The organism is Acinetobacter sp. ESL0695, assembly GCF_029392135.1.
Classification (GTDB): domain Bacteria; phylum Pseudomonadota; class Gammaproteobacteria; order Pseudomonadales; family Moraxellaceae; genus Acinetobacter; species Acinetobacter pollinis.
This window is the reverse complement of sequence record NZ_CP113932.1, coordinates 292,379-305,700: the sequence shown is the minus strand read 5'-3', so window position 1 is coordinate 305,700 and position 13,322 is coordinate 292,379. Positions and strand designations below refer to the sequence as shown.

11 protein-coding genes are annotated in these 13,322 nt (G+C 38.6%); 1 reads left to right on the top strand and 10 read right to left on the bottom strand.

What is annotated here, in order from left to right:
* Positions 1-16 precede the first annotated feature (16 nt).
* The 6 genes from aroK to OZX61_RS01405 are packed head-to-tail and all read right to left on the bottom strand — an operon-like array spanning position 17 to position 5,675.
* Complete coding sequence (aroK, locus tag OZX61_RS01430; protein ID WP_195771208.1) at positions 17-547, bottom strand: shikimate kinase AroK; 531 nt, start codon at positions 545-547, stop codon at positions 17-19.
* A gap of 36 nt (positions 548-583) precedes the next feature.
* Entirely contained in the window at positions 584-2,686 is a 2,103-nt protein-coding gene (gene pilQ, locus OZX61_RS01425) for a type IV pilus secretin PilQ (RefSeq protein ID WP_195771209.1), read from the bottom strand.
* Positions 2,687-2,743: 57 nt separating this feature from the next.
* A complete protein-coding gene (locus OZX61_RS01420) occupies positions 2,744-3,268 on the bottom strand; it encodes a pilus assembly protein PilP (protein WP_277095075.1) in 525 nt (174 codons plus the stop codon).
* Positions 3,268-3,978, bottom strand: coding sequence for a type 4a pilus biogenesis protein PilO (gene pilO, locus OZX61_RS01415; RefSeq protein WP_277095074.1), 711 nt, complete (start codon positions 3,976-3,978; stop codon positions 3,268-3,270). The genes OZX61_RS01420 and pilO overlap by 1 nt, the downstream gene beginning before the upstream one ends.
* A gap of 3 nt (positions 3,979-3,981) precedes the next feature.
* On the bottom strand, positions 3,982-4,617 hold the full coding sequence (locus tag OZX61_RS01410; protein ID WP_195771212.1) for a PilN domain-containing protein: 636 nt from the start codon (positions 4,615-4,617) through the stop codon (positions 3,982-3,984).
* Positions 4,617-5,675, bottom strand: a complete 1,059-nt coding sequence (locus tag OZX61_RS01405; protein WP_195771213.1) for a pilus assembly protein PilM — start codon at positions 5,673-5,675, stop codon at positions 4,617-4,619. The genes OZX61_RS01410 and OZX61_RS01405 overlap by 1 nt, the downstream gene beginning before the upstream one ends.
* 171 nt (positions 5,676-5,846) lie before the next feature.
* On the opposite strand from OZX61_RS01405, the gene OZX61_RS01400 reads away from it, so the two are divergent.
* Positions 5,847-8,393: a PBP1A family penicillin-binding protein gene (locus tag OZX61_RS01400; RefSeq protein ID WP_277095073.1), complete on the top strand. Its 2,547-nt coding sequence runs from the start codon at positions 5,847-5,849 to the stop codon at positions 8,391-8,393.
* A 19-nt stretch (positions 8,394-8,412) separates the two neighbouring features.
* On the opposite strand, the gene OZX61_RS01395 is transcribed toward OZX61_RS01400, so the two are convergent.
* The 4 genes from OZX61_RS01395 to OZX61_RS01380 are packed head-to-tail and all read right to left on the bottom strand — an operon-like array spanning position 8,413 to position 13,321.
* Positions 8,413-9,255 (bottom strand): putative RNA methyltransferase, encoded by an 843-nt coding sequence (locus tag OZX61_RS01395; RefSeq protein ID WP_277095072.1) that lies wholly within the window; start codon positions 9,253-9,255, stop codon positions 8,413-8,415.
* Positions 9,256-9,299: 44 nt separating this feature from the next.
* On the bottom strand, positions 9,300-10,418 hold the full coding sequence (gene mraY / locus OZX61_RS01390; protein WP_195771215.1) for a phospho-N-acetylmuramoyl-pentapeptide-transferase: 1,119 nt from the start codon (positions 10,416-10,418) through the stop codon (positions 9,300-9,302).
* Positions 10,419-11,819 (bottom strand): UDP-N-acetylmuramoyl-tripeptide--D-alanyl-D-alanine ligase, encoded by a 1,401-nt coding sequence (gene murF, locus OZX61_RS01385; RefSeq protein WP_277095071.1) that lies wholly within the window; start codon positions 11,817-11,819, stop codon positions 10,419-10,421. It lies immediately after the preceding gene.
* The gene (locus OZX61_RS01380; protein ID WP_277095070.1) at positions 11,819-13,321 is read right to left on the bottom strand and encodes a UDP-N-acetylmuramoyl-L-alanyl-D-glutamate--2,6-diaminopimelate ligase; all 1,503 of its coding nucleotides are present in this window, start codon (positions 13,319-13,321) and stop codon (positions 11,819-11,821) included. Before OZX61_RS01380 ends, murF begins: the two co-directional genes overlap by 1 nt.
* Position 13,322 lies beyond the last annotated feature (1 nt).

Genomic DNA, 13,322 nt, shown 5'->3' with positions numbered 1-13,322 from the left:
TTTTAAAATTAGGGAATTACTCTAGAATTTCATCAAGAATTTGATACGCTAGATCTTTTGCTGCACCACTATGGGTATCTATAACAAAATGTGCAACTTCTCTATATAGAGGATCTCGAATCGTCAGTAAATCATGCAAACGTTGCTCTGGATTTTCAACTTGTAATAGTGGACGATTTTTATCTCTGTATGTTCGTTGCAATTGAATTTCTACAGGTGCAAATAAATAAATGACAATACCACGCTGTTTGAGAAATTGTCGATTTACTTGTTGGGTTACAGCACCACCACCTGTGGCAAGTACAATCTGCTTTTGCTGAGTTAACTCACCTAAAACACAAGCTTCTCGTTGACGAAATCCAAGTTCGCCTTCTTTTTCAAATATCCAAGGAATGGAGGCACCAGTTTTTCTTTCTATTTCATGGTCACTGTCTATAAACTCTCGTCCAAGAATTTCAGCCAAATGACGTCCAACTGTTGTTTTCCCAGCCCCCATGGGCCCTACCAAATATATATTTGGTAGGGTAGTTATTGCTTTTTTTGGCAAGGAGCCACCTACTTCATTACATCAATTAAGCTTATATTAATGATTTCTTGAAACAGTGTCATTAACAATTCGTGGTGTAATGAAAATCAGTAGCTCTCTTTTTTGTTCTGAACGTGTTCTGTTCTTGAACAAATTACCTAACCCCGGAATATCTCCAAGTAATGGAACCTTGTTGACACTATTTGACGTTGTATTCTCGTAAAGTCCACCAAGTACAACAGTCTCACCATTATTAACTAACACATTCGTTTGCAATGTATTGGTATCAATTGCATATCCTGCATTCGTTAATAGACCTAAAGTATCTTTAGAAATATTTAACTTCATTTGAACTTTGCCATCAGGTGTAATACTTGGTGTGACTTTTAACTCAAGTACTGCATCTTGGAATGTTGTCGTCGTTCCACTATTGGCACTTGTAGTTGCATACGGAATTTTTGCACCAGATTTAATAATTGCTTCTTGTTTATCACCAGTCATGACTTTAGGTGTAGACAATACCTCTCCTAAACCATCGGTCTGTAATGCCGATAATTCTAAAGAAAGTAATGAATCTGCTGTGTTTAAAATACCAAAAGCAATGCTTGAAGAACCTGCAATTGTAGAGCCCAAATCAACACTTAAGTTATTTGAAAGAGTGTTTGATGTTCTAAGCGTATTTACATTTGAAATTGAACTACCAATTAATGTACCTGTACTACGTGTATTGGTTCCATCTGTTACAACACCACTACGCCCAGTATAACCCCATTTCACACCAATCGATTTAGAGAAATCTGTAGACGCACGAACAATACGTGCTTCAACCATAACCTGTTTAACAGGAATGTCGAGTTGTTTCAATAAATCTTGGATTTGAGAAATTTTATTGGCAGTATCATTTACAATGATTGTATTTGTACGATCATCTACAGAAATTGTACCTCTTGGACTTAGAAGCGAACCACCGCCATTATCATTACCATCGGTAGGTTCTCTTCCATCTGTATTTCCTGACTTTTTAGTTGCAGAAATCAGCTTTTGAATATCTGATGCTTTTGCATAATTCAACTGAATATATTCAGTCTGTAAAGGAGCAAGTTTAATTGATTGTGAATATAATTTGGCTTGCTCTTCATCATACTTAATCATGTCAGCAGTTGCTGCAATCCAAATAACATTACCTGTACGGCGCTGATCTAAGTTTTTCGTTTGAAGAATTAATGCAAGTGCTTGATCAGCAGGAACATCTTTTAAATGAAGTGTAATGCTTCCTTGAACATTATCTGCAACAACGATATTCTCGCCCGAGAAATCTGCAAGCAACTGGAGAACTCTTCGAATTTCAATATCTTGGAAATCTAGAGAAATCTTTTTACCTGTATATTTAGGTGCTTGAGTTGCTCTTTGGCTTGGATCAACCTTTTTACTTACATTAATAGTTAACTTATTTTCAGCCTGATAAGCCATATAGTCAAAACTATTGTTTGCTTGAATTTCAACAATTCCATTATTGCCATCGTTATAGCTATCTACAACAGAAACAGGCGTAGCAAAATCATTCACGTTCAAACGACGTGCCAAATACATTGGTATTTTATTTCCAGCAAATCGTGCAATAATCTTATTATTACGTTGCTGCACATCTACGGGTGTTTTCGGATCTGAAAGATCTATGATGATCTGACCCGCACCCTTATCATTTCTTTGGAAACTGATATTTGAAACACCTTGTACAGCCGATGCTACTGTAGATACAGGTTTAACATCGTTTACTTGCGATGCAGGTACAATCTTTAAAATATAAGTATTCCCTTCAACACGTGTAGAAAACTTACTATTTTGTTTTAAGTCAACATTTAAACGAGTACGCCCATTGTCTGACGATAAGTTTAGTGCACTTACCTGATCGTTTGAGAATGGAATTTGACTTTGTGTTGTAGAATTTGCCGTATCAGGAAAATCTAAAATAAGCTGAGATGCCTGTTGTACTTGATATGCTTTTGGCTGCGGAGGCAAACCATTAAACATAACACGTACTTCAGTACCCTGATTTAACTGCATTGGCACAACATTAGTCACAGCAACACCAGCCTGTGCAGCTTGCATGATTGCAACTACTGCTGTACCTAAAAGAAGTTGACGAGAGATAGAGTTCATGCTGTGATCATCCCCAAAAAATATTGAATTACAATTTTCATTATTATCCCCAAAAAATTAAGATGTTTGACCCAATAAAACTAAAGCTCGTGGTCGCTCAACATATCCGCCATTGCCATCAGAGATAACTTCTAATAAATCAATCTTGGTTGGAGATATTTTCACAATTCGGCCTTGATTAAGTCCCATATAATTACCCACCTGAACACGATAAATTTGTGAATCAGGTGCTTGTATGAGCGCAATATCATTGCCATTTGCACCGCGTAAAGTCCCTTTCATCGCTAACGACTCAAGTGGATATACTTCTAGCGGTTGTTGTGCTCTAGAAAAATTCGGATAAACACGTTTACCTGCCATAACCTTAAGCTCTGTATACAAAGAGCTTGGTAGGAAAGGACTACGTAAATTTTGTGCCCCATATTGAAAAGAGGGTGTTGTTTCAAATATTGGTGCTTTTTCTACAGGTAATGGAGGTTGATTTTTAATAGACTCCATTTCTTGATTGACAACACTCGTTCTCGATCCACACCCAGAAAGAAGAAGCAAAACGCAAGTTAAGCAAGTTAATTGATAACGCATTATTTGGCCCCTGTACTTGAATTCGGTTGACTGCCTAACGAACTCAGCTCATTGCCTAAATAGCGGTATGTTTTTGCATTTACAATATAGCTTAGCTCAGGTATTTCAGATTTTTTATTGCTATTCGGCTGTGCCGTAATTGAAAAATCTTGTAAAGTGACAATTCGTGGCAATAAAGCAATATCACTTGCAAACTGACCGAATGCATGGAAATCGCCAGTCGCTTCAATCGAAATCGGTTGCTCTAAGAAAAAGTTCTGTCGAATTTCTGGGTCAAGACGGATATTTTTAAACTTTAAACCAGACTCTACACCAGTAACGTTAATGTCCTCAACCAGCCCAGGAATCTCAGACTCTTTTGGTAATTGTTGAAGTTGTTCATTAAAACTGTCTTGCATTGTTTTGAGCTGTTGCTCATAACGCTCTAAGTTTCTTAATGTAGATTCTTTTTGACGATACTCATTCAGCAAATTCTCTTCTTGTGCACGTGCTGTCGAAATTTGATCGATAACACTGCTCACAAGAACAAAATAACCCACTACGCAAATGACAAATGTAATGAACAGCCAGCATGTAAACTTAACAATAATTGGCCAGCTTCCATAGTTATTTGGATCGAGTGAGTTAAACTGCTGAGTAAACTTTTTAAGTGTCATCTTCGACTTAGGGGGTTGTGTTGACACATCATTCAAATCATTTTCTTGACTCATGGTTTACTCCCCCTCTTCTCTGTCTTCATCAACTGTCGTTAATGCATTAATATCTTTTGCTTTCTCGCCTAGATTTGCCGTCACTACGAACATGCCATACTTGTCTTCGTCACGTGGGACAACCGAACCAGGTGTAGTTGGATTTGACTTTGTATCATTTGCTAAGAAAGAACTCATAAACACATTACGATACCAAGGAGATGCCGACATCAGACGCATTAACTCCGCAACTGCATTTGGACTTTCAGCACGTCCTTCTAATGTAAAGCTGTCGCCATTTCTCGTAAATTTAGTTAAATATACGTTTTTAGGAATAACTCGTGGTAATTCATCAACAATGCGTACAATAACAGGACGTTGAGATTGAAGATTTTGAATCAGATGCATACGATCTACAATTTCTTTTCTTCGCTCTTGAAGACCATCTAAAGAACTTAACTTCTGATTAAGCTGATTATTATGATCTACGATGATCTGATTCGCTTGGTTTTGATCTGTGAGTCTTTGATCAAAGAAGAACCATGTTGCTGCAACGATAAATACCCCAATTAAAGCAGCAACCACTGACATAAAGACAAATGCTTTTTTCCGAGCTTCTCGAAGCTCATCTCGCCAAGGTAACAGGTTAATTTTAGACATTAATCAAAACTCCTTAACGCAGCACCACAAGCAACCATTAACGACGGCGCATCTTGTTTAATCTGTTTAATATTAACTTGAGGAGAAAAGGTCATTTGTAGGAAAGGATCAGCAACCGTCACGCGATAACCTAATGTGCTTTGCAAAAACTTTGCTAAACCCTCTAGATTTGCTGTTCCACCGGCAAGTAAGACATGGTCAATTTCATCATATGGCGATGCTGAGAAAAAAAGCTGTAATGAACGCATGGCTTGTTGTGCTAGCGAGTCCATAAATGGGTGCAATACCTCCGATTCATAATCATCAGGTAAAGTATCTTCTTTTTTGGCACGACCTGCTTCTGCATAAGACAGTCCATATCGGTCCTGAATGTCGAGCGTTAATTGACGACCACCAAAATTATGCTCACGTGTGTAAACAATTTTTCCATGATCTAGAATCGACAAAGTCATCATCGAGTGACCAATATCGAAAAGTGCAATAACTTTTGCTGCAATTGGTAGTGTATTTTCAAAAACAGTAAAGGCACGCTCAACCGTTAAGCTTTCAACATCCGCTACTTTAGGTGTAAGACCAGCGTAAATTAATGCCTCATTACGCGTATCTACATTTTCTGTTCTTGTCGCAACCAATAAAACATTCACTTTGTTTGTCTTGTTTGGTACAACAGATAACACTTCAAAATCTAAACTGACTTCGTCTAATGCAAATGGAATATATTGCTCAGCATCTAAACGAATTTGAACTTCACGTTCATCATCATTCATATCCTGATCCATTTCTATGACTTTAGAAATTACACTTGCAGTTGGCACTGCAAACGCAGCCGCATCTGAGCGAGGATTACCTTGCTCAATCGCAGCTTGAATTGCTTCCGAAACAGCTTCCGGATTAACAATATTTTTTTCTACCACGGCACCTTCTGGTAGGGGTGCAATCGCATAGCTTACAACTTCATAGCGACCGCCTTTCACAGAAAGTTCCAAAATCTTCACAGAAGTTGAACTAATATCAACTCCCACTAACCCCTTTTTCGGTTTACTATTTAACCTAAGCACAATAAATATCCCAATCAAAACAATCTATTTTTATAAGAACAAACGCGATAACTTAAAACTACTGTTCGCAAGATAACCAATATAATAACGTATATAGTACTTTTTATGCGAACATTCTAAGCTATACTTTCATTCTGCTGCCCAATTCATATATCAAAACTAATACATATTATGAAAAATTCATATTGCTCAGGTCGAATTTACCCACTTTTTTTGCTACTAGTTATCATTATTATAGCAGTTCCGGTCGGTTTTTATGGAATGTATCTCTACATTGCACCATCTCTTCCTGATATGAGTAGCATCAAAAAAGCCCCTTTACTCAAACCAATTCAAATTTATACCTCCGATAATCAACTCATTGGTGAATATGGTGGAAGGCTTTCAGTACCTATCGAATACAAGCAAATTCCTCCCCAGTTCATTCATGCATTCTTGGCTGCTGAAGATTCCTCCTTTTTCGAACATAGTGGTATTAGTTTAAAAGGCCTTGGACGCGCAGTTAGCGAGAGTATCTCAGGCTCCGACGTGCAAACTGGTGGTTCAACAATTACCATGCAGGTTGCGAAAAATTATTACCTTAGTCCCGAAAGAACATTAAAGAGAAAACTTACAGAAGTCTTCCTTGCCCGAAAACTCGAGCAAAATTTAAGCAAAGAAGAAATTTTATCACTTTATGTGAATAAAATCTTCCTCGGAAAAAATGCTTATGGTATTGCCGCCGCAGCTAAAATTTATTACAACAAAAATTTAAATCAACTTAGCTTGGCTCAAATGGCCATGATTGCAGGTCTACCTAAAGCACCATCTAAATACAATCCCGTTGCAAATCCAGAGAGAGCTCTAGAAAGAAGAAACTGGATTCTCGGTCGAATGTTACAACTTGGCTATATTAACCAGCATGAATATCAAATTGCTGTTGCAGAATCATTAAATTTAGATATGCCAGATCGAGGTATTACCACACAATTCCCATATATTGGTGAGTTAGTTCGTTCCGAAATTGTAAGCAAATTTGGTACAGCAGCTGTAGATGCCGGTTTTAAGATTTATACCACAATTAATAGCAAACGTCAGGCTTATGCAGAAGAAGCAGTTCAAAATGGTTTAGAAGAATATGATCGCCGTCACGGATGGCGTGGTGCAGAAGCACACGACAAGCCATTAAGTCAATTTTTCGCTTATGCAAATACTTACCCTGCAAAAGTGGTTGAAGTAAACCAAACCAGTTTTGTTGCTGAACAAAAAGATGGTAAGAAAATGACTGTTTCTTGGGAAGGCATGGCATGGGCAAGACCGTACCAAAATGCAAATAGTGTTGGCCCTGCACCAACAAAAGCATCTCAAATTGTTAAAATAAATGATATTGTTCGACTGCGCCCAAATGCTAACCAAACGTTATGGTCACTTGTTCAAATTCCAAAGGTTCAAGGTCAACTTGTTGCATTAAATCCAAACAATGGGGCTGTAGAAGCAATTGTGGGCGGATACAGTTACTATCAATCAACCTTTAACAGAGCATTACAAGGCTGGAGACAACCAGGTTCTACAATCAAGCCATTTATTTATGCATTGGCACTCGAACGTGGCATGACACCAAATACGATGGTAGATGATGATCCAATTACCATTGGAAAATGGTCACCTAAAAACTCAGATGGTCGTTTTTTAGGTATGATTCCTTTACGTACCGCTTTATATCTTTCTAGAAATACAGTATCTGTACGATTGCTACAAAGCGTCGGTATTGAACGTGCTAGACAACTACTTATGGATTTTGGCTTACAAGAAAACCAAATTCCTCGAAACTATACTATTGCATTAGGGACTCCCGAAGTATTACCTATTCAAATGGCAACAGGGTATGCAACCTTTGCTAACGGTGGTTATCGAATTGAGCCTTTTTTCATTGATCATATTGATGATGCTTACGGCAAAACGATCTATCGTGCTAATCCAGATTATGCATGTATTCCCTGCATAGATGAGGAAAGTGCAAAGAAAGCAGGACAAATTTCAAGTACGCCAGATGATGAAGCATTTACAACTCACCATCAAAACAACCAAAATGTGCCAAAGCTAAAACAAGTGGATCAAAACCAAAGTGATTACCGTCAAGCACAAAGAATTTTGAAATCAAGTTCAGCTTATGACATGGCGAATATACTCCACGATGTTATTCAGATTGGTACAGGTCGTGCGGCTCTTTCAGTGGGACGAGATGACTTAGGTGGTAAAACAGGAACAACCAATGATGCAAGAGACGCATGGTTCTCAGGTTTCAATGGAAAGCTAGTAACAGTTACTTGGGTAGGCTTCGACCAACCAACAACGCTAGGTAAGAGAGAATACGGCGGTGTCGCTGCCCTTCCTATTTGGGCAAATTTCATGAAAAATGCTTTAAATGGTACACCATATGCATGGGTCAGCTTCGATAAAAATGCTTCCGATCCCGATCTGCATATGACACCTCAACAGCGTCTTTCTCAAAGTGATGATCGAGCATCACCACCATTAGCTCATCCTATTTATCGCGCAGTTGTGCCTGCAAAACCAAAAATCAATAAAGATTTTGAAAACTTACCTGAAGATTCCGGTCTTATCCCAGAGAGTGAAAATGAAAACAACTCGACAAATAAGGTCGCAAATCCTGCACCTACGCCAGCGCCATCAAGTAAAAAAGATGATTTAGAACAGCTTATTAATCAAGTTCAATAAGATTAGGGAAGCCGCTTAATTAAGCGGCTTTCTTTTTAAATAGATATAGCTGAAAACTCGCAACCACATCAAAAGAGGTATGTAATTCTAATTGTTCACGACGCTCTTGTTTTGCTTTATACGCATAAGGTGTCATCGCAATTAAATTCTTTAAAGCCTGTTGGTTTAAGTTTAAAGGAGCATGAATACATTCTTTTTCAACAAGTTCAAAGTGATCTTCAAGTTGTTTTTCAATTTTATCGGGATCATGTAAATTCACCTCACCAAACAAGGCCTCTCTCATTGCATACAAATGTTTAGATGCTGCAACAGCCACCAAGCAATAGCCTTCAGGCTTTAAAACTCTTAAGATTTCATCAGTTGGAATAGGGCTAAAAAGTGTTGTGCACATATCCATAGATGTATCAAGCACGGGTAAAACAGCGCCTGTACCTACTATCCATGTGACCGATCTATTTGTTTTTGCAGCGCTTTGTACTGCACTTTTAGAAATATCTACACCTACACAAATATCCGTCGATGCTTGCATCGAACTGGTGTAATACCCCTCACCACAACCAATATCAAGTAAGTATTTTACTCCATACTTTTTTATACAAACAGTAATCGCTTGTTTTAAAGGTGCATAATAGCCTTCTGATAAAAAAGCACGTCTTGCAGTCACAGACTCAGGCGTATCTCCTGGTGTTTTACTATGTTTGTGCTGAACTATATGTAAATTTACATAGCCTTGTTTCGCCACATCAAAACTATGTTTTTGAACACATTGCCAAGTTTTTTCCTGCAAGAGAAGTGCTTCCCGACAAACAGGACACATTAAATAAGGTTTAGCAATTGCTTCCACTTGTTCAGACTCCATCATAAAAAAAAGCTGGTCAATTGCCAGCTTTTTTGTTTCTTTTTAGCTTATCGTAATTTTAACGTCATTAAACCTAAAACTACTAAGAAAATCGTAATGATCCAGAAACGAACCACAACTTGAGTTTCTTTCCAACCTTTTTTCTCATAATGATGATGTAAAGGCGCCATTAAAAAAACACGTTTATTACGCATACGGAGTGAGCCAATTTGTAAGAAAACAGAAATTGCCTCCATAACAAATACACCGCCCATAATCGCAAATACAATTTCCTGTCTTACCATGACCGCAATTGTACCAAGCATAGCACCAAGTGCTAAAGCGCCTACATCGCCCATAAAAATTTGTGCAGGGTGTGCGTTATACCATAAGAATGCCAAACCTGCCCCCACCATAGCAGAACAAATCACGACAAGCTCAGAGGTATATTTCACATAAGGAATATGTAAATAACTCGCAAAACGAATATCGCCAGACAAATAAGAGAAGACACCCAAACCTGCTGCTACAAGAACCACAGGCATAATTGCAAGGCCATCTAAACCATCTGTTAGGTTTACGGCGTTCGATGCACCATTAATGACTAAATAAGTAAAAGCCAAAAATGCAAGACCAAATGGAATAGCAGACAGTGGAATACTAATATTTTTAAAGAAAGGTACAAGGAGGTCTAACATGTTATGAGTAACAATCGGATTACCCTGTGAATTCGCAATCCAATACAATGCAATACCTGCACCGAGTGAACCAACTGACGTCCAAAAGAATTTTTTACGTGCAGGTAAACCAGCATTATCTTTGTAGCGAATCTTAATCCAGTCATCTGCCCAACCAACAGCGCCAAAAATGACCATTACACCCAATACAATCCATACGTATGGGTTGGACAAATCTGCCCACAATAATGTGCTAATACCAATTGACATAAGAATAAGCACACCACCCATTGTTGGTGTACCCATTTTTTGCGCATGACCTTCAGGGGCAAAACTACTTACAGCTTGGCCATATTTAAGTGCACGTAATTTTCGAATCATTATTGGGCCAAGACCCAAACCAATTAACAATGACGTGATTACACTTAGTAAGGCACGCAATGTCAGATACCGAACAACAAGGAAGGATGTATCAAACCCTGCCAATTGTTTAAACAACCATAACAGCATTTAAAGCTTCTCCATCAAGTCAGCCATCAACGTCTCCATATGGGTAAAGCGAGAACCTTTAAACAAGAAGTTCATAGACTGAGGTTGATGTTTTTCAATCATGTGAATTAAAGCAGGCAACGCGTGTGCCTGCGTCTCAAAATTTATTATTTTATCCGATGCCGAGGCACCCGACTTAATCGCTTTTGAATACTGACCCACAGCCACAATGTAGTCGATTTCTTTTTCAGCAAGTTTTCGGCCTAAAGCAACGTGTTCACGTTCTGCTTCACTACCTAACTCACCAATATCGCCTATCACCATGACTTTTAAGCCATCTTGCTTCAACAGTACATCTGCAGCCGCAAGCATTGAACTTGGGTTTGCATTATATGTGTCATCAATAAAAGTATATTGATGATGCTGAATAAAATTTAAACGACCTTGAGCACCAACTGCATGCTCAAGGCCTTTAACAATCTGTTGAAGTGGAATATTTAATGCCATTGAGAATGCGACTGCTGCCAATGCATTGAATACATTATGCTCTCCAGCAAACGGCAAACTGACATCTGCTTTGCCTTGAGGAGTATGCAGACAAAAAATTGAACGCTGTGCTTCTAATTGAATATCTGTAGCAAAAATATCACCACCTAAACCAAAGCTAAGTGTATTTAAATGCTGAGTAGTATTTAAAATATTGATGGTGAAGTCATCTTTTGCAGGCACAATAGCAGTACCATTTTGAGATAAATGACGATATATCTCAGATTTTGCACGACATATACCTTCGCGACCACCGAACTCACCCAAGTGAGCCGTACCAATATTTAAAATACCAGCAACATCAGGACGTACTAAGTTTGATGTATAGTCAATTTCACCCTGATGATTTGCACCAAGTTCCATAACGGCATAACGATGTTCAGGCAATAGCTCTAATAACATCATGGGTACACCTAAATCATTATTTAGATTGCCACGTGTAACAAGTGTAGGTGCAACACCACTTAAAATACTGTTTAACATTTCTTTTGTGGTTGTCTTGCCACTACTACCAGTCAGTGCAATTACTTTTAAGTTCTGACAACTTTGACGACGAAATGCACCCAAATGGCCAAGTGCTATACGTGTATCGGGTACAACGAGCTGACAAAGATTTTCTATATCTATAGGTTCAGAAACAATTGCAACTGTACAACCATTTGAAATTACTTGTGAAATAAAACTATGCCCATCAAAACGCTCACCCTTCAATGCAAGAAAAATATCTCCTTTTTCGGCATGACGAGAGTCGGTGAGTATTCGCTTCAATAATTGCGTGGGTCTATTATTTTTATACCAATAGCCATGTGTTGCTTGTACTAAATCATCTGCTGACCATGGTGTAAGCTCTCCAGAGCTTGTTGTCGACGTATGCATTACTGATGATCTCCTACTGAGTATGCATTTGGCTGTATATGTTGTGCTTCTATTGCAGATCTCACTTCAACCACATCATCAAACCAATGTCTTACACCACTTACTTCTTGATAGTTTTCATGTCCTTTACCAGCTATGACCACAATATCGCCTGTCTTAGCATATTTGACAGCATACTTAATCGCTTCTCTTCGATCATCAATTTCTTGTAATGTTTCAGACAAGGTCAAACCTTGCTTCATATCTGCAAAAATTTGTGCTGGATCTTCTGTACGTGGATTGTCTGAAGTTAAGATAATACGATCTGCACCACTTATGGCGGCTTGTGTCATTAAAATCCGTTTACCGCGATCTCTATCACCACCACAACCAAATACTGCCCAAAGCTCAGCATGCACATGACGTCTCAAACTTTTAAGCACTTGTGTTAAAGCATCTGGTGTATGTGCATAGTCAACCACAAAAATGCGCTCATCATCGCGAATCACCTGCATTCGCCCTGGTGCACCTTCTAGTTGCGTACAGCAATCTATTAATGCGTCAAGCGACTCACCCATCTCAGATACAGCAATTAAGCTAGCAATGAGGTTTTCAATATTAAAATGACCTAACAATGGGCTATTTACAGCATAGTTCTGCTCTGCTGTATGCAAGGTAAATTTGGCACCTTCCAAGCTAAATGAGATATCAGATACATAAAAATCTGCCGTAGCAGTTTTCATTGAATATGTTAAGACTTTTGGCTGACTTGGATTCATTCGTGCAGCTTCATACATCACATGAGCATATTCATCGTCAATATTAATGACAGCTGTTTTCAAACTCTGAAACGCAAAAAGTTGAGCCTTTGCATGTGCATAACTTTCTAATGTTCCATGAAAATCTAAGTGATCTCGACTGAGATTACTATAAACAGCAACCTCAATATTCGAGCCATTTAAACGGCCTTGTACCAATCCATGTGAGCTCGCCTCTAATGCAACAAACTGCGCGCCCTGTTCAGCATAGTGGTGAAGTTCGCGTTGTAAATGTAAAGCATCTAATGTGGTATGAGAGGATGGTGTAAGATGAGGTAAGATTCCGTTTCCTGCCGTTCCCATCACTGCGCAGCGCTTATGCTGTAGGGTTAGTAGCTCTGCTATCAGACGTGCAATTGTCGTTTTACCGTTGGTACCTGTTACGGCAAGAATTTGTGCAGATTGAACCGGTTGTACTTTTTCTAAGTATTGCTTTTGCCATGCACCCATTAAATACCGAACATCTGGGCAATAAATGCTGTGTTCGATATTTAATGGCTGCTCAGAAATAATACCTAAGGCGCCCTGAGCTAAAGCAGCTTGTGCAAATTCTAGTGTTTTCTCAGGTTGAGTATAGCTATTTAATGCAATAAAAATTTGCCCTGAACGAATATATCGGCTATCTAAACAAAAACCTTCGAAAGGTTGATTTACCCAAGATTCCTGAGATTCAACGGGATAAATTTCTTGCAACGTAATAGACATA